The sequence below is a fragment of the Arthrobacter sp. 3Tela_A genome, assembly GCF_049311025.1.
Lineage (GTDB): Bacteria > Actinomycetota > Actinomycetes > Actinomycetales > Micrococcaceae > Arthrobacter_B.
The window spans coordinates 14,802-31,445 of record NZ_JAXIOM010000003.1 but is presented as its reverse complement, the minus strand read 5'-3'; the positions used below and the strand labels follow the sequence as shown (position 1 = coordinate 31,445).

The window sequence follows — 16,644 nt, the reverse complement described above, 5'->3', positions numbered from 1 at the left end:
CCCCGGTTACCGGGCGGCGCTGAGCTCCGCGGTGATCTCCGCGGAGCGGTCCGCTGCGGCCCGCATGCCCTCGTCTATGATCCCCGGCAGCCCGCGGGCATCAAAGACGCCGATGGCTGCCTCGGTGGTGCCGTTGGGGCTGGTCACGGCCTTGCGCAGGGCCGCGGCGTCGGCACCGGGTTCCGCCAGCATAGCGCCGGCCCCGGCGACGGTTTCCGCCGCCAGCAGTGCTGCCAGCTCCGGGTCAAGGCCGAGTTCCGTGCCTGCCCTGGCCATCGCTTCAGCCAGGTAGAAGGCGTAGGCCGGTCCGGATCCGCTGACGGATCCGACAGCATTGATCTGGTCTTCACGCACCTCAACCACGCGGCCGGTACCCGAGAGCAGGGATGTCACCAGCTTGACGGAATCCGGTGTGGCAGCCGATCCCGGCGCCAGCGCGGTGACGCCGCGGCCCAGCTTCGCAGGTGTGTTGGGCATGGTGCGGATGACCTGGGCGCCGGCAGGCAGGGCAGCTTCCATCAGTTCCAGCGGAACGGCGGCGGCAACGCTGACGACGACGGCGTCCGGGCGCAGCGCGGCGGCCACTGTTTCCAGCATGGCGCGCACACCCACCGGCTTCACACCGACAATGACGACGTCCGCGCCTTGTGCGGCGGTACGGTTCGCCTCGCTGTCCTCGGACTCGGCCAGCACGGTGATTCCGTGGCGTTCGCGCAGTTCAGCGGCGCGTTCGGCCCGCCGGACCGTGGCGGTGACGAGTTCTGCGGGGAAGCCTCCGGCCAGGATGCCGCCGAGGATGGCTTCGTTCATTGAACCGCAGCCGAGGAAGGTGAGACGGGGAAGATTCTGCATGTCCCGATTCTTTCACGGTGCCCTGCACGGACCCGAATGTGCAGATTCAAAGCCGGCATTCAGCCTGCATTAGGCATGTGCACAACTTTGCTTAGTAACTTGGATAGTGCCTCTTGGAGGTGCGAGTGATGAAAGGCCGGTTTACCGGCCTGGTGGTGCCGGCGATCTTCGGATGTTTCCCCCCAACCGTCCGATTGGAATCGCCGGCACCCACTCGTTTAAGCGGCTATTCGTCCAGCACCTGGTTCAGGTTCACGCGTGCGAACTCCAGCGTCTGCCGCAGCATTTCCTCCCGCTCCCCCGGCTCCTTGGCCTTGCGGGTGCTCACTTCGATGGCCACCGTGCCGGTGTATCCGGTTTCGGAGAGGTACTGCAGCGCCTCGGCGCAGCGCTGGGTGCCTTCGCCGGGCAGCAGATGTTCGTCGCGTCCGTTAGGTGTGCCGTCCGTGAGGTGGACGTGGCTGAGCCGGCTTCCGAGCTTGCGGATCTCTTCATAGGAATCCATTCCGGCGATCGCGGCGTGGGAGAAGTCCCAGGTGACGTGTTCGTAGGGCTCGGGCAGCGGGTTCCAGTGCGGCAGGTAGGCCTTGGCTTCCCGGCCCCGGACCCGCCAGGGGTACATGTTCTCAACTGCGATGGTGACGCCGTATTCTTCAGCGATCCGCCGCACGCCCTCGGCGAAGTTCTCCGCGTAGCCGGACTGCCAGCGGAACGGCGGATGGGCCACCACGGTGGTGGCACCCACTTCCGCGGCCATCGCCGCTGAGAGTTCGATTTTGGTCCAGGCCTTGCCCCACACCTGCTGCGTAAGCAGCAGGGTCGGTGCGTGGATGGCCAGCACCGGCATCTGGTACCGCTCGCTCAGTCCTTTGATGGTCTCCGGGCTGCGGCTGATCTGGCTGCCCGTCACCATCACCTCCACACCGTCGTAGCCGAGGTCATGGGCCACGGCGAAGGTGTCGTGGACGGAGAGCGGGTACACGGACGAACTGGACAGCGCCACGGGGATCTGCGGCAGGTTCGCCGCGGGCTGCGCGTTCTGTGGGGAGGTCAGTGTCATTGTGGTGCACTTCCATTCGGTTCGCCGGCCGCGGCCAGGACAAGTGCCCCGGCCGGTCCCGGCGGGAGGGTTTGCGGCCCGGTCGGCAAGGAGACCGGCAGGTCAACAGGCATCGAGTCGAAGCGCAGCGTGTCGAAACGCTGCAGGATCAGGCCTTCCCGAAGCGCCCAGGGGCAGATCCGCAGGGACTTGATATCAAAGGCTGTCATGGCAGCTTCCGCGACCAGGGCTCCGGCCAGTACCTGCGGCGCGCGCAGGGCCGAAACGCCGTCGAGCTCCGCACGCCGGGCCGCGGTCATCTCCGCCAGCCGCGGAATCAGCGCGGAAAGATCCGCGCGGCGCAGCCTGCGGCGGGCATATGGACCGGCGGCCGACGGCGCAGCACCCGTGAGGCGGGCCAGGGACCGGAAGGTCTTGGAGGTTCCCGTGGCAAGATCCGGGCGGCCGTACTCGCGGAACTCGGCTGCAGCTTCCTCCACCACGGCGCGGATGTGGCTGCGCAGGGCCTGCACCGCGGCGGGGCCGGGCGGGTCTTCGCGCAGCCAGTCCCGGGTTAGCCGGCCGGCGCCCAGCGGCACCGAAACAGCGACGTCGGGCAGTTCGTCCTGCCCCTGTGCCATCTCGAAGGACCCGCCGCCAATGTCCAGATCCAGCAGTGTGCCGGCGCCCCAGCCGAACCAGCGCCGAGCCGCCAGATAGGTCATGGAGGCTTCCTGCCGGCCGCTCAGTTCCCTGAGCTCCACACCGGTTTCAAGCTCCACGAAATCCAGGACGCTCTGGCCGTTGGCAGATTCGCGGATCGCCGAGGTGCTGAAGGCGAGCATGTCCTGCGCGCGGTGGCGGGCGGCGAAGTCCCGTGCCTCCGCGACGAAGTCGGCCAGCAGGCGCTGGCCCTCACCGGTGATCGCCCCCTCGGCGTCCAGATGGGCGACCAGCTGCAGGGGCCGTTTGTGGGAAGCGAAGGGAACCGGGCGTGCGCCGGGGTGTGCATCCACCAAAAGCAGATGCACGGTATTGGATCCGACGTCCAGGACTCCTAGTCGCATGATCCTATTATGCGGCCGCGCCGGCCGCGCTCTGTTCCGGTCCCCCGTGCAGGGAACCGGAACAGTCGCACGGCAGCGGGCACCGTATTACTTCTTGGCCGCTGCGGCGCGCTTGCGGACCGGCTTCTTGGCCGGACCCTTTTCACGCTTCTCCGCGAGCAGCTCAAGTGCCCGTTCCCGCGTCAGCTCCTCAATCGCCATGGACCGCGGAACGGTGATGTTCGTGATGCCGTCGGTGATGTAGGGACCAAAGCGGCCGTCCTTGACCACCACAGGCTTCTCCGAGACCGGGTCGGTGCCGAACTCGGCCAGCGGTGCCGCCGCCTGCCGTCCGCCGCGCTGCTTGGGCTGGGAGTAGATCTCCAGTGCCTGCTCGAGGGTGATCGTGAAGATCTCCTCTTCGGAGCCGATCGACCGGGAGTCCGTACCCTTTTTCAGGTAGGGACCGAATCGGCCGTTCTGCACGGTGATCTCGTTGCCTTCTGCGTCAGTGCCCAGCACGCGGGGCAGCCGCATCAGCTTCAGTGCCTCGTCAAGGGTGACCGTTTCCACGCTCATGGACTTGAACAGCGAACCGGTGCGCGGCTTCACCTTGGTGGGCTTCTTCGGCGGCTTGGGCTTGCCGTTCTTGTAATACTCCACCGGCTGGTTCGCCAGTTCCTCGGCCGTTGGCTCCGGAATGAGTTCAATGACGTACGGTCCGTAGCGGCCGTTGCGGGCCACGATGGTGCGCCCGGTCTCCGGGTCCTCGCCCAGCACACGCTCTTCGGGGCCGGCGCTGTTCATCAGCTCGATAGCCTTCTCGGCGGTCAGCTCATCCGGGGCCAGTTCCTCCGGCACGTTGGCGCGTTCGGGCTCGGTACCTTCCGGGGCGTCCGCCGGCAGCGGGCGCTCCAGGTACGGGCCGAACTTGCCTACGCGCAGCACAATGCCGTCCGCGATCTCGATGGAGTTCACTGCACGGGCGTCGATCTCGCCCAGGTCATTGACGATGGTGTGCAGGCCGGTGTCTTTCCGGTCACCGTAGTAGAACTGGTTCAGCCACTCCACCCGGCCGGCCTCGCCGCGGGCAATGCGGTCCAGGTCCTCTTCCATCTCGGCCGTGAAGTCGTAGTCCACATAATCCGTGAAGTGCTCCTCCAGCAGGCGCACCACGGAGAACGCGATCCAGCTCGGCACCAGGGCCTGGCCGCGCTGCGTGACGTAGCCGCGGTCCATGATGGTGGAGATCGTTGCTGCGTAAGTGGACGGGCGTCCGATTCCCAGCTCTTCGAGCGTCTTCACCAGCGAGGCTTCGGTGAAGCGCGGCGGCGGGGAGGTTTCATGGCCGCTGGCGGCCAGGTCGGCAGCGCTCAGCGGATCGTCCTTCTTCAGGATCGGCAGGCGGCCGTCCTCGGAGCCTTCATCCTCATCCCGGGTGGCGTCATGGCCTTCTTCGTACGCAGCCATAAAGCCGCGGAACGTGATGACTGTGCCGCTGGCGGAGAATTCGGCGTCGCGCCCGTCGGCGGAGACGGCACCCAGCTTGACCGACGCCGTCGAGCCCTTGGCGTCTGCCATCTGGGAGGCGACGGTGCGCTTCCAGATCAGTTCGTAGAGCTTGAACTCGTCCCCGCGCAGCGAGGAGGCGACCTGCGCCGGGGTGCGGAAGGAGTCGCCGGCGGGGCGGATGGCCTCGTGGGCTTCCTGCGCGTTCTTCGACTTGCCCTTGTACACACGCCGCGCTTCGGGCACGTATTCGGGGCCGTAGAGTTCCGAGGCCTGGCGGCGGGCGGCGTTGATGGCCTGGTCCGACAGCGCCGAGGAGTCGGTACGCATATAGGTGATGTAGCCGTTTTCGTACAGCCGCTGGGCCACCTGCATGGTCACGCGGGAGGAGAAGCGCAGCTTGCGGCTGGCTTCCTGCTGCAGCGTGGAGGTGGTGAACGGGGCTGCCGGGCGGCGGGTGTACGGCTTGGTTTCCAGGGACCGGACAGTGAACGACGCCGACTGCAGGCCCTCGGCGAGGGACAGGGCTGCCGCTTCGTCCAGGTGGGTGACGTTCTTGGACTTGAGTTCACCGCGGTCTGTGAAGTCCTTGCCGGAAGCGATCCGGGCGCCGTCGACCGAGGTCAGGCGGGCTTTGAAGGACTCCGAGGAAGCCGTGGAGAACGTGCCGAGCAGATCCCAGTAGGAGGCGGAGCGGAACGCCATGCGCTCACGCTCGCGTTCCACGACCAGGCGGGTGGCAACGGACTGCACCCGGCCGGCGGAGAGGCCGCGGGCCACCTTCCGCCAGAGCACCGGGGAAATCTCGTAGCCGTAGAGCCGGTCCAGGATGCGGCGGGTTTCCTGAGCGTCGACCATGGAGATGTCGATGTCCCGCATTTCCTGCAGCGCCCGCTGGATCGCTTCCTTGGTGATTTCGGGGAAGGTCAGGCGGTGGACGGGAACCTTGGGCTTGAGCACCTGGAGCAGGTGCCACGCGATGGCTTCGCCTTCGCGGTCACCGTCAGTTGCCAGGTAAAGTTCGTCGGCATCCTTCAGCGCAGCCTTGAGCTCGGCCACCTTCTTCTTCTTGTCCGTGGAGACAACGTAGTAAGGCTCGAAGTCCTTATCCAGGTCCACAGCGAACTTGCCCACAGAGCTCTTCTTGAGCTCAGCGGGAAGGTCCGAGGGCTGGGGCAGGTCACGGATGTGACCCATCGACGCCGTGACTTCGAAGCCGTCGCCAAGATAGGCGGCGATCGTCTTGCCCTTGGCCGGTGACTCGACAATTACCAGCTTCTTCTTCTTGCCGGCGGACTTGTCCGTTGCCTTAACTGGCACTGTTCTCCTACGTACGGGGGTGGATCAAAACGAATGAGGAATGGCGCAGCAGTGCTCCGCAGGCTCGCTCATCCTTAGACAGTATGGGGAATCCCCAAGCACAAGGGTAACCATAACCGCACTGCCGGGCGGACGCGGACCAATTTCGCTGTGCTCTGGGTTACGGTGCAGCCGGCAGCAGGAAGCCGTCCAGCACCAGGTTGCGCACCTCTTCTTCGAGCCCGGCGGCGAATTCCGGGTCGTCCCGGCCCAGCAGCGAGCCAAGGGCAGCGATGATCGCGCCGGCGGGCAGGTCGCCGTCGCACGCTGAAACAAAGCCGGTCAGCTCCGTACTCATCAGGTTGGTCCGGCGCAGGCCGGCACCCTGGCGGAGCAGGATGACACCCGGATGTTCGGCTCCGGGGCGGGCATGGCGTTCCTCGGTCACGTCGTCCGCCACCACCAGGTGTTCGGCGCCCAGGTCCGGGTGCGCGGCGCACCAGTCAAAGCGGTCGACGGCGGCGGCCAGGTGCGGTGCGAGCGGGGACTCGAGCGGGTGGGTGATTTCCTCAAACCGGCGCAGCGGCGCTGCCTGCGGATCCTGCCGCCGGCGCATCCACACCGACCCGAAGCCGACGCCGGTGGTCCCGCGGGAGGCGAAGTCGCGCAGGTACGCAGCATAGGAGGCGGCGTATTCGTTCCGGTCCCGGTTTTCCGCGGCGTCGCGGAGCCACATTTCCGCGTACTCGGCCGGGCTGAGGACTTCACGCTGGATGACCCACGCGTCCATGGACTCCGGCAGCCAGGAGCGCAGCCGGGCGTTCCAGGCGTCTTTCCCGCCATCCTCCCCCTGGATCTCCCAGTTCCCCAGCATCTGTGCGATGCCGCATGGAGCCAGCACGGATTCAAGGTTCCGGAATAGCCCGGAAACGATCTGGTCCCCGGGGAGTCCGCCGTCACGGTAGGTGAAGCGGTCTTCCTCGTCCTCGCCGGCCACACGCGGGGTGATCACGAACGGCGGGTTGGAGACCACCTGGTCAAAGCGCTCCCCTGCCACCGGTTCCAGCATGCTGCCGAGCCGCAGGTCCACGCGCTGCTCCGGCTTTTTAGGATCCAGCCCGAGCGCGGGTGCGTTGAGCACCAGGTTGAACCGGGTGAAGCCCAGCGCCCGCTCGGAAATATCCGTGGCGGTGACGTGCCGGACGTGGCCCAGCAGGTGGAAAACCTGGATGCCGCAGCCGGTTCCCAGGTCCAGGGCGCGTTCCACGGGATTGTTGATGCTCAGCTGGGCCAGTGAGAGCGAGGCCTGTCCGATACCCAGCACGTGGCCGTGCGGAAGGACACCGGGGCGCTGGTGCGCGCCGAGGTCGCTGGCGACCCAGAGGTGGGTGGCGCCGTTGCCGGCTTCGAATTCGTAGGGCCGCAGGTCCACCGAGGCGCGCACCAGTTCCGGTGCCTCCGGGTCCTCCTCCGCCAGCCCCAGCTCCGCCAGGCCGTCAGCGCCGGTGCGCGGAAACGCGGCCCGAACCTGCTGCGCCGGAACGGACGAGCCCACCAGCCACAGCGCCACCGCGGCGGCCACCGGTGCCGGAGTGCCGCCGTCGGCTGCTGCCTGGCAGGCGAGCATGGCGGGAACCAGCTGGTCCCGGGACAGCGCGGCGCTGGCCTCCTCGCCGAGGAAGGCGGCGACGCCGTCGACCGTGTAGCCGGCGTCGCCCAGATCGGCTGCGAGCGCGGTCAGCAGCGGGAGGTTGGAACTTTGGGGCGTGCCCGGAATGCGGGAGAAGTCAGTCACCCATCCAGTCTAGGTTCCGGATTCCACGGTCCTCTCTCCCCCGCCCCGGATTAGGCCCGGCGCGGAATCTTGATGAACGGCGCCAGGATGAGTCCGGCCGTGGCTAGGAGCGCGCCGATGATGAAGGCTGTGTGCGCGCCGGAGAACAGGGCATCCACCAGGGCTGAACCTTCATCGAGCCTGGCCGCTGAGAGCATGGACAGGACCGTCACGAAGATGGTGGTGCCGATCGCGCCTCCAAGCTGCTGGCCGGTGTTGAAGATCGCCGAACCATGGCCGTAGAGCCTGGGCTCCACAGTTGCCAGGGCTGACGAGAGCAGGCCTGTCATCAGCATGGCCAGGCCGATGCTGAACACGATGTGGGCGACGGTAAAGACCCAGAGTGCGGACTCCGGCGTGATTCCCACATAAATCCACTGTCCGAGCGCCAGCATGGCCGCACCCGGAATAAGGACGGGGCGGGGGCCAAAGCGGTCAAACACACGGCCAAAGACGGGTCCGACGGCGGCCTGCGCCAGACCGCCGGGAAGCAGCATCATGCCGATGGTCAGGGTGTCCAGGCCGCGGCCGCTCTGCAGCATGATCGGAACGGTCACAACGGTGCCAATCAGGGTTCCCATGGCGATCATGATCAGGACGACGCTGAGGGTGAAGTTTCGGTTCCGGAACGGTGCCAGGTTCAGCAGTTCACGGCCGGTCCGTGCCAGCCGTACCTGCCGGCGGATGAACAGCACCAGGGACACTGCACCCACCACGAAGCTGACACCGGTGAGGACCAGGTTGTCCGAGGCATGCTCCAAGCTGGAAATTGCGTAGACCAGGAACCCGAAGGCCAGGGCGGAGAGCATCACCGAGGGAACGTCCACGGGCAGTTTGCGAGTTGCAGAGGGGATCTTGATGAAGGTGATCCCCAGCAGCAGAATGATCACTGCGATGGGCAGCATCAGGACGAAGATCCAGTGCCAGCTCAGAGAGTTGACGATCGCTCCGGACACAGTAGGGCCAATGGCCGGCCCCACGGAAATGACAATTGAGTTCAGGCCCATGATGGCGCCGCGTTTGTGCATTGGAACCAGCGTCAGCGTGGTGGTCATCAGCAGCGGCAGCACAATGGCCGTGCCTACAGCCTGGATGATTCGGGCAATCAGCAGGACGGCGAAACTGGGGGCGAACACTGCCAGCACGGTGCCGGCCAGGAAGCTGGCCAGCGCAAAGATGAACAGGCTCCGGGTACTAAACCGCTGGAGCAGGAACCCGGTGGTGGGGATGACTACGGAGACGGTCAGCAGGAACCCCGTGGTCAGCCACTGCCCTGCAGTGGCTGAAACGTCCAGGTCCGCCATGATCGAGGGCAGCGCCACGGTGAGGACGGTTTCGTTCAGGATCATCAGGAAGGCGGCCAGCGCCAGCGCTCCGATGATTCCGGTCAGCTGCCTGGTGGACAGTGCCGAAGCGGCTGTCTCCCCGGCGGGTTGGACGGTGGTGCTTTTGGTGCTCAAGGATTCCTCGGTTTCTTACGGACTGGAACCGGAAAATACTGTCACACACTGACATATTCTCCTAACGAAAGTGGCATACTGTGACAGAAGACAATGCCCCGACAGGCACGGCGAAGGCGGAAACAGCATGGGTAAGCGCGCGGACCATAAGGCCGCTACGCGGCGGGAGATCCAGCTGGCCACTCTCGATTTGCTGGAAGCCGACGGCGTCGAGGCGACGACGGTGGCGCGCATTGCCGAAAGGGCAGGGGTCTCTGAGCGGACCTTCTTCCGCTACTACGACTCCAAGGAAGCGGCTGCCGTACCCGGACAGGGCGAACTGCTGGAGGCGCTGCTCTCCCGCGAAGCACCCGAGGGGTCTCCCCCGCTGATTCTCCGCGAGCTGATTGATGCCTGCCGCGAGCAGTTCGCCTATGAGGTGGAGCAATCTGATTTCAAGCGGATTTCCCGGCTGCTGCTGCGGGAGCCAAGACTGCTTCAGGTCGTTTCCCGGCAGGAAATCCAGCTTGTGAGGGAGCTCAGCGACTCACTGCAGGAACGCGGCCTGCTGGACCGGATGCAGGCACAGACCGTCGCCGAACTGATTGCCTGCACCTGGCGCATAGCCTGGCAGTGCTTTGCCCGTGAACAGGCAGCTGGCAGCACATCGAATCCGGCGGACCTCTTCGAACAGGCGGTCCGGAGCCTGGCCGAGACGACGGCCCCGGCCGCGTTCGGGAACTGATTCAGGGGGCGCTGCCGGAAACCGGCCGGCAGCGTTAGTCCTCGCAGCCGTCCGGGCAGCGCAGGGTGGACGGGTCCGCAGCACATTCGGCGCAGTACAGCGTCAGCTTGCGGCAGGACGGGTTGGAGCAGTTCTCGAACTTGCTGGTGGGCGCGTGGCACCGCACGCACTCGCCGATGGTGACGGCGTCGTCGGTGAATTCCATGTGCATCCGCTTGTCGAAGACGTACAGCGAGCCTTCCCAGAGGCCCTTGTCCCCGTAGGTCTCCCCGTAGCGGACGATGCCGCCCTTCATCTGGTAGACCTCCTGGAAGCCGCGGTTCACCATCAGCGCGGAAAGCACTTCGCAGCGCACGCCGCCGGTGCAGTAGGTGACCACCGGCTTGTCCTTGAGATCGTCGTACTTGCCGGACTCGAGCTCCTTGATGAAGTCGTGGGTGGTGGACACATCCGGAACCACGGCACCCTTGAACTTGCCGATCTGCGCTTCGAAGGCGTTGCGTCCGTCAAAGAAGACGACGTCCTCGCCGGCGGCCTTCTTCGCCTCAACCAGCTCGTGCAGTTCTTCGGGGCGCAGGTGCGTTCCGCCGCCCATCACGCCGTTCTCATCGACCTTCAGTTCCCCGGGCGCTCCGAAGCTGACGATCTCGGGGCGGACTTTCACGCTCAGGCGCGGGAAATCCTCGGCTGAACCTTCGGAGTACTTGATGTCCATCTTCTTGAACGCGGGGTACTCACGGGTGGCCTTAACGTAGGCCTTCACCGCGCCGAGTTCACCGCCCACGGTTCCGTTGATGCCGTCCTGCGAGATCAGGATCCGGCCCCGCAGGCCGAGCTTTTCGCACAGGGCGCGCTGCCACAGCCGGATCGCCTCGGGATCCGGGAGAGGCGTGAAGGCGTAGTAGAGAGCAATTCGATTCATGGCCACGTATTAAGGGTAGACCGAGGGATGAAATCGTGATTTGCGCGGCCGCTCTCCCGCCGGCGTTAGAGGCGGGCTAGTGTTTCTGCATGAACGGACTAACCGATGATCTCCTGGAGACCTGGGTGACTGGGTGGGCGAAGGCCCGCGGATATCAAACACGCCACGAGGGTCGGTTTCCGGCCGCTTTCCTGCATGACAAGACCAATGACTGGGAGTACTTCGCGCTCGAGCCGTCCCATGATGAGTTCGCCGCGCTGGCCTCTTCTGCCCGGCAGGGTGCGGGACGGTTGTTCACGATCGTGACGTCCAAGGTGTCCGAACTCTACGGTGCCGCGAACGTCTACGGCTTGTCCGTCCGGTCCACGGACGAGGTGTTCATGATCCTGCCGATGGAAGGGCAGGACATTGAGGATCCGCTGCCCCCGGACGGCTTCAGCGCCCAGACCATCCGCAACTCCACCGGCGGACAGGTGGAGGTGAACTCCGGGGAGGCCCCGGCAGCCCGCGGACACGTGGCAGTGGTGGACGGGTTCGCGGTCTATGACCAGATAGCCACCGATCCCGAGTTCAGACGGCAGGGGCTTGGCAGCTACGTAATGCGGGCGCTGACGGCCCTGGCACTGGAGCACGACGCCGAAACGGGGCTGTTGATCTCCCCGGCAACCGGTCTGGAACTGTACCGGTATCTGGGCTGGGAGTCCCTGGCCAGCGTCATGATGTTTGAGCCGCGGCTCTAGATTTCGCCCGCCGCGGACCCGACGCGGTCTGTGTCCCGAACTCCCGGGTGCCGGTGGGAGAATGGCCGCGTGGCCATTTCTGATTCCCTGATCCCGCTGCTCGGCGGCGGAGCCGACCCGGAGCAGCTGGTCCACATCCACCGGATTCCCGCAAGGGAAGCCCAGTCGGCGCCCTGGCCGGACTGGGTCCACCCTGACCTGGTTGAGGCGTACGCTTCCCTGGGTGTGCACTCGCCCTGGCAGCACCAGGCCGAAGCTGCTGACAGCGCCCACGCCGGGCGGCACACCATCATTTCCACCGGCACGGCGTCCGGTAAGTCGCTCGCCTACCAGCTGCCGGTACTGGACGAGATCCACCGCACCGCCCTGGACGACCGGATTTCCCTGGAACCGACCGGGTCCGTGGCCCTGTACCTCTCCCCCACCAAGGCGCTCGCCGCTGACCAGCTGGCGGCCCTGAATGCGCTTCACCTGCCGACGCTGCGTGCCGAGACGTACGACGGCGACACGGACCCGGGTGCCCGCCGCTGGATCCGGGACCACGCCAATCTGGTGCTGGCGAATCCGGACATGCTGCACTTTGGTGTGCTTCCCAACCATGCCTGGTGGGCCCGGTTCTTCCGCCGCCTGAAGTACGTCATCATCGACGAAGCGCACAGCTACCGAGGGGTTTTCGGTTCCAACGTGGCCAACCTGATGCGCCGGCTGCGGCGGATCTGCGCCTACTACGGCGCGGATCCGGTGTTCATTGGTGCGTCCGCCACCTCGGCGGATCCTGCACAGTCCTTCGGCCGGCTGATCGGCAGCGAGGTGGAATCCTTCACCCGGGACTATTCCCCGCACGGAGCCACGACCGTGGCCCTGTGGGAACCGCAGCTCACCGACGGCAAGGGCGAAAACGGTGCCCGCGAGCGCCGCACCGTGATTGCTGAAACCTCGGACCTGCTGGCCAACCTGGTCTCCGCCCAGGTGCGGACCATTGCCTTCATCAAGTCCCGCCGGGGTGCTGAAACCATTGCCACCATCACCCGGCGGCTGCTGGAGGAGGTGCATCCCTCCCTCCCGGACCGGGTGGCTGCCTACCGCTCCGGGTACCTGCCGGAGGAGCGCCGGGCCCTGGAGAACCAGCTGCGCAGCGGGCAGCTCCTGGGCATTGCCAGCACCTCGGCGCTGGAGCTGGGAATCGATATCTCCGGGCTGGACGCCGTGCTGGTGGCCGGCTGGCCGGGAACCCGAGCATCGCTGTTCCAGCAGATCGGCCGGGCCGGACGCTCCGGGCAGGACGCACTGGCGGCCTTTGTGGCCAGTGACGATCCGCTGGATACCTATCTGGTGCATCATCCCGAAGCCATCTTCGACATATCCGTGGAGGCCACCGTCTTTGACCCCTCCAACCCGTATGTGCTGGGTCCGCACCTGTGCGCTGCGGCGGCTGAGCTGCCGCTGAAGCCGGAGGAACGTGAGATGTTCGGCCCGACGGCAGCTGGCCTGCTGGATTCGCTGGTGACCCAGGGCTACCTCCGGCGCCGTCCGGCCGGCTGGTTCTGGACCCACGCGGAGAGCGCAGCGTCGATGGTGAACCTCCGGGCCGCCGGCGGCGGACCCATCAACATTGTGGAGGCGGAGACCGGCACCCTGCTGGGCACCATGGACGGGGCGCAGAGCCAGTACCAGGCCCACACCGGGGCGGTGTACGTGCATCAGGGGCAGACCTTCCTGGTCGAGGAACTGAACGAAGCGGACCATTGCGCGGTGGTGACCCGGGCGAATCCGGAGTTCTACACCCAGGCCCGGGACATCACCCAGATTGAGGTGATGGAGACTGAGCGATCCGTACAGTGGGGCGAGGTCCAGGTGTGCTTCGGCACCGTGAAGGTCACCACCCAGGTGGTCTCCTTCCAGCGCAAGGCCCTGGTCTCCAATGAGATCCTCGGCGAGGAGCCGCTGGAGCTCGAGGCCAAGGAACTGTTCACCAAGGCCGTGTGGTTCATCATTGACGAGAAACTGCTGCTCGGCGCCGGGCTGGCTGCCGCCGACTTCCCCGGATCCCTGCACGCCGCCGAGCACGCCTCAATCGGCATGCTGCCGCTGGTGGCGACCTCGGACCGCTGGGACATCGGCGGGGTTTCCACCGCCCTGCACGCAGACACCGGCAAGCCGACGATCTTTGTGTACGACGGCCATCCCGGCGGCGCCGGTTTCGCCGAACGTGCCTACGAGGCGGCCACCATCTGGCTGGCTGCCACCCGGGATGCCATCCGCGCCTGCGAGTGCGACGGCGGCTGCCCTTCCTGCGTGCAGTCCCCCAAGTGCGGCAACAAGAACAACCCCCTGGACAAGAAGGGCGCCGTGACGCTGATCGAGGTGCTGCTGGCGAACGCACCCGACGCCGGGATTGCATCAGCAGAAGCCCCTGCCCAGGGCACCGTCGGCACCCGCCGGTAACGGCGGCCGCGGCGGGTTCGTCCGAGTTCGCAGGTGTTACCGGTTCCCGTCAGCCTGGTCCCCGGAAGTGGCTCTGGGGCGGCCCGGCCCGTGCTTCCGCGGAAGCCCGCCAGGGGAGCAGAGGCGCAGAAGCATAGACCGTGACAGTCACTATTCCCTCCTCTTGCTCGGGTGTGCAGAGGGCCACTTCGGCCCGGTTTCGGGCGGCAACGGCGGCCGCCACCGCACAGGCGTCCCCGGCTCTCAGCCCGCGCAGGGCATCCGCGCCGGCGAGCGCCGCGAGGTTGGCTGCCGTACCAGCTCTGGCTCCACCCACCACCGCGGCGGAGAACAGGGCCGCAGCAACGACCAGAGTGATGGTTCCGAGCGCGATGCCCAGCATCAGGACTGTCCCGGCCCCCGCGTCTCTTTCAAAGCCCCCGCTGGAGCTGCTCATCACTGGTCCTCCTGCGGAGCTGAGGCTTCGGCGGAGAGAGTGATGGGCAGCAGTTCCAGCATTGGCGCCCTGAGCGCGGACTCCACCCGGACGTGTACCCAGCCTTCGCTTTCGGACAGTTTCAGGACGGCTCCGTCACCAGCAAGGCGTGCCACCGCGCCGGCCGCTTCACCGCCATCCCCCCGCATCACAAGCCGGGCTGCCACCCCGGCGGCTTCCTCCAGCCGCAGCTGGGTCAGCCCGGCCGCGGCGCCGGTCAGCAGACCGGCCAGCAGAATCGCCACCGCGGGCATCGCCACCGCCAGCTCGGCGGTGACTGCTCCCAGCTCGTGTCTCCCGGGGCCGGAACTACCCGAAGCTGAGCGCGGCACGGATCAGCGACATCAGCAGCTCCCGCACGTCTCCGCTGCTCAGCACAGCCACGAGCAGTGCGGCGAACGCTACGGCTGCCAGGGTGGCGATCGCGTACTCAGCGGTGGCCATTCCCGCTTCACGGTCCTCGCGCTGAACGGCGCAGCGCTTCCTCTCCGGAAACGGAATCACCGTGGCCAAAGGGATGGCAGGTACACCAACCGGCTTGTCGGGCCGGCTGCCCGGCTCCAGGACGGCGCCCGGTTTTCCCGGAACGGCCCCCGGCGCGCCGGAACTCACCGTTCCGGCTGACCGTCGGGACAGTGCAGTTGGTGCTGTTGGTTCGAGCGGCATTGACGACATGTTGTGCTCCTCCGTGGTGTGGATGGACCGCCGTGGACGGGTCGTTCACGGCGTTAACCGAGTCTCGCCGTGTGAGGATCAGGCTGGGAAAACGGGTCCCCCGTTTCTGGAAACCTGTGTCCGCGAACAAGCTTGTGGAGGAGTCCAGAGTCCACGCCCGGCTTTCCTCCACAAGTCCGGCGGCAGCGCCGAACGGTCTCAGAATTCCGGCAGCAGGGCCAGCAGCAGCGGAACCACCGTGAAGCATAGAAAGGCGGGCAGAGCGCACAGGCCCAGCGGCAGGACCAGATGGATGCCGAGTGCAGCTGCGCGCCTTTCGGCTTCCCGCGCCCTGCGTCTGCGAAGCTGGGCGGCCTGCGCGTGGAGTACCTGCGCAGAAGGCGCCCCGCTCGACGCTGCGAAGGCCAGCGCATCGCGCAGGACCGCTGCCGGTGCGGCCGCACTCCGGGCGGAAGGTGTTCCCTGCTTCCCGGCCAGGTCCCAGGCCTGTTCCCACGAAGCACCCAGTTCCAGCGCCGTTACGGCCCTGCGCAGGACTGAGTTGAGCGGGGGTTCGGCTGCGTCTGAGAGTACCTGCAGAACCGTGTTAAGGGGACGCCCGGCGGTGAGCATGGCTGCAGCAAGGTCAAGCATCAGCGCAGGATCCCGGATACCGTGCCCTTCCGGCCCCGGGCCCCTGCGCTCATCTGCCGGTTCGGCAGGTCCGGCTCTCCGGTTTCCGGGCAATGTGACGGATGACGTTCCTGGCCACAGCAAGGCGGCGGCAGCGCAGAACAGCAGGCCCACCGCCAGGCCCGTCATTTCCCGTACATGGGTTTCATCCCTTCCCTTCCTCCTCCGGCACAGCCCGGGAGATCAGGCGCCTGGACCAGAAGCGTGCAGCCAGGCCCAGCGCCGTGCCGGATGCGGCCGCTGCCCAGCCAACCGGGTTCTGCGCCAGGACTGCCAGCGGGTTGGTGCCCAGCAGGAAGCCCAGCCCCAGCCCTGCCAGCGGCAGCCACGTCAGCAGTCGGACGGTAGCTTTGGGCCCGGATAGAGCTGAGGCGCGGGCAGCCCGGGAATCAAGGACCGCTTCGAGCCCTTGTGCGTAGCGGCCCAGGATCTCGGCCAGCGGAGCCCCGCTTAGTTCAGAGGCCTGCACACACGCCGCCAGGTCACCCCAGAACATGGCGTGCAGGCCGGATGAGGCGTGTGCGGCCTGTTGAAGCACCGGCACGGGGCTGAGCCCGAGTGCTGCTGTCCGGGCAGCGCGTTCAAGTGTCGGAGACACGAGGTCCACAGGGGAGGCGCCCGCTGCGCTCCGGTTAAGCCGGGAAGCGTCGGCCCAGAGCTGTCCCGGGGTGCGGCCTGCAGCGAGCAGGCCCGCCAACTGGTGCACCAGGAGCGGCAGCCGGTGCAGCTCGTCCTCGGTGGTCCGGTTCTGCCGCCGGCGGTTTTGCTGAGCCTGCGGAACGGACCTGCCTGTACTGCCGGGAGACCGGGAGCCGGAACCGTAACGCAGCACAGTCTGTTCCTGCCCGGCAAGGAGGACCATCCAGGCGCAGGCGAGCAGCCCCGCAACCCAGAACCCCGTCATGCAGCCGCCTGCTTCCCGTACGCGGCGGAAGGCATGCGCCGGCGAACT

The 16,644-nt window shown here is 66.7% G+C and carries 15 protein-coding genes; 3 read left to right on the top strand and 12 right to left on the bottom strand.

The features are described 5' to 3' along the window. Positions 1 to 6: 6 nt before the first annotated feature. The 6 genes from proC to TVC13_RS01750 form a co-directional block, all read right to left on the bottom strand. Positions 7 to 852, bottom strand: a complete 846-nt coding sequence (gene proC / locus TVC13_RS01775; protein ID WP_422399530.1) for a pyrroline-5-carboxylate reductase — start codon at positions 850 to 852, stop codon at positions 7 to 9. A 226-nt stretch (positions 853 to 1,078) separates the two neighbouring features. Beyond that, positions 1,079 to 1,912 (bottom strand): sugar phosphate isomerase/epimerase family protein, encoded by an 834-nt coding sequence (locus TVC13_RS01770; protein WP_422399529.1) that lies wholly within the window; start codon positions 1,910 to 1,912, stop codon positions 1,079 to 1,081. Then, complete coding sequence (locus TVC13_RS01765; protein ID WP_422399528.1) at positions 1,909 to 2,958, bottom strand: Ppx/GppA family phosphatase; 1,050 nt, start codon at positions 2,956 to 2,958, stop codon at positions 1,909 to 1,911. Before TVC13_RS01765 ends, TVC13_RS01770 begins: the two co-directional genes overlap by 4 nt. Positions 2,959 to 3,045: 87 nt before the next feature. Then, positions 3,046 to 5,766, bottom strand: a complete 2,721-nt coding sequence (gene topA / locus TVC13_RS01760; RefSeq protein WP_422399527.1) for a type I DNA topoisomerase — start codon at positions 5,764 to 5,766, stop codon at positions 3,046 to 3,048. 160 nt (positions 5,767 to 5,926) lie between these two features. Continuing rightward, entirely contained in the window at positions 5,927 to 7,540 is a 1,614-nt protein-coding gene (locus TVC13_RS01755; RefSeq protein WP_422399526.1) for a DUF7059 domain-containing protein, read from the bottom strand. Positions 7,541 to 7,590: 50 nt separating this feature from the next. After that, entirely contained in the window at positions 7,591 to 9,039 is a 1,449-nt protein-coding gene (locus tag TVC13_RS01750) for an MDR family MFS transporter (protein WP_422399525.1), read from the bottom strand. Positions 9,040 to 9,166: 127 nt separating this feature from the next. Between TVC13_RS01750 and TVC13_RS01745 the strand changes: the two genes are divergently transcribed. Further along, on the top strand, positions 9,167 to 9,763 hold the full coding sequence (locus TVC13_RS01745) for a TetR/AcrR family transcriptional regulator (RefSeq protein WP_422399524.1): 597 nt from the start codon (positions 9,167 to 9,169) through the stop codon (positions 9,761 to 9,763). A gap of 34 nt (positions 9,764 to 9,797) precedes the next feature. Here the strand turns inward: TVC13_RS01745 and TVC13_RS01740 are convergent, their stop codons facing one another. Next, entirely contained in the window at positions 9,798 to 10,691 is an 894-nt protein-coding gene (locus tag TVC13_RS01740; protein ID WP_422399523.1) for a rhodanese-related sulfurtransferase, read from the bottom strand. Between the two features lie 83 nt (positions 10,692 to 10,774). On the opposite strand from TVC13_RS01740, the gene TVC13_RS01735 reads away from it, so the two are divergent. Together TVC13_RS01735 and TVC13_RS01730 are read left to right on the top strand one after the other, a co-directional pair. After that, complete coding sequence (locus tag TVC13_RS01735; protein ID WP_422399522.1) at positions 10,775 to 11,425, top strand: GNAT family N-acetyltransferase; 651 nt, start codon at positions 10,775 to 10,777, stop codon at positions 11,423 to 11,425. A 69-nt stretch (positions 11,426 to 11,494) separates the two neighbouring features. Further along, a complete protein-coding gene (locus tag TVC13_RS01730; protein ID WP_422399521.1) occupies positions 11,495 to 13,870 on the top strand; it encodes a DEAD/DEAH box helicase in 2,376 nt (791 codons plus the stop codon). A 49-nt stretch (positions 13,871 to 13,919) separates the two neighbouring features. Here the strand turns inward: TVC13_RS01730 and TVC13_RS01725 are convergent, their stop codons facing one another. The 5 genes from TVC13_RS01725 to TVC13_RS01705 all read right to left on the bottom strand — a co-directional run bounded on the left by TVC13_RS01725 (position 13,920) and on the right by TVC13_RS01705 (position 16,596). Further along, positions 13,920 to 14,306 carry an Rv3654c family TadE-like protein gene (locus TVC13_RS01725; RefSeq protein WP_422399520.1) on the bottom strand — a complete coding sequence of 129 codons (387 nt, stop codon included), beginning with the start codon at positions 14,304 to 14,306 and terminating at the stop codon, positions 13,920 to 13,922. Beyond that, positions 14,306 to 14,677 (bottom strand): TadE family type IV pilus minor pilin, encoded by a 372-nt coding sequence (locus TVC13_RS01720; protein WP_422399519.1) that lies wholly within the window; start codon positions 14,675 to 14,677, stop codon positions 14,306 to 14,308. The genes TVC13_RS01725 and TVC13_RS01720 overlap by 1 nt, the downstream gene beginning before the upstream one ends. Beyond that, positions 14,655 to 15,020, bottom strand: coding sequence for a DUF4244 domain-containing protein (locus TVC13_RS01715; RefSeq protein WP_422399518.1), 366 nt, complete (start codon positions 15,018 to 15,020; stop codon positions 14,655 to 14,657). The genes TVC13_RS01720 and TVC13_RS01715 overlap by 23 nt, the downstream gene beginning before the upstream one ends. Positions 15,021 to 15,218: 198 nt before the next feature. Further along, on the bottom strand, positions 15,219 to 15,653 hold the full coding sequence (locus TVC13_RS01710) for a type II secretion system F family protein (RefSeq protein WP_422399517.1): 435 nt from the start codon (positions 15,651 to 15,653) through the stop codon (positions 15,219 to 15,221). Positions 15,654 to 15,837: 184 nt separating this feature from the next. Then, complete coding sequence (locus TVC13_RS01705; RefSeq protein WP_422399516.1) at positions 15,838 to 16,596, bottom strand: type II secretion system F family protein; 759 nt, start codon at positions 16,594 to 16,596, stop codon at positions 15,838 to 15,840. Positions 16,597 to 16,644: the final 48 nt, after the last annotated feature.

Excerpts from the sequence above, each read along its gene's own strand:
- TVC13_RS01710 (WP_422399517.1), bottom strand. The coding sequence starts at position 15,653 with ATGCTTGACCTTGCTGCAGCCATGCTCACCGCCGGGCGTCCCCTTAAC.
- TVC13_RS01715 (WP_422399518.1), bottom strand. The coding sequence starts at position 15,020 with ATGTCGTCAATGCCGCTCGAACCAACAGCACCAACTGCACTGTCCCGA.
- TVC13_RS01725 (WP_422399520.1), bottom strand. The coding sequence starts at position 14,306 with ATGAGCAGCTCCAGCGGGGGCTTTGAAAGAGACGCGGGGGCCGGGACA.
- proC (WP_422399530.1), bottom strand. The coding sequence starts at position 852 with ATGCAGAATCTTCCCCGTCTCACCTTCCTCGGCTGCGGTTCAATGAAC.
- TVC13_RS01745 (WP_422399524.1), top strand. The coding sequence starts at position 9,167 with ATGGGTAAGCGCGCGGACCATAAGGCCGCTACGCGGCGGGAGATCCAG.
- TVC13_RS01765 (WP_422399528.1), bottom strand. The coding sequence starts at position 2,958 with ATGCGACTAGGAGTCCTGGACGTCGGATCCAATACCGTGCATCTGCTT.
- TVC13_RS01770 (WP_422399529.1), bottom strand. The coding sequence starts at position 1,912 with ATGACACTGACCTCCCCACAGAACGCGCAGCCCGCGGCGAACCTGCCG.
- TVC13_RS01735 (WP_422399522.1), top strand. The coding sequence starts at position 10,775 with ATGAACGGACTAACCGATGATCTCCTGGAGACCTGGGTGACTGGGTGG.
- TVC13_RS01705 (WP_422399516.1), bottom strand. The coding sequence starts at position 16,596 with ATGACGGGGTTCTGGGTTGCGGGGCTGCTCGCCTGCGCCTGGATGGTC.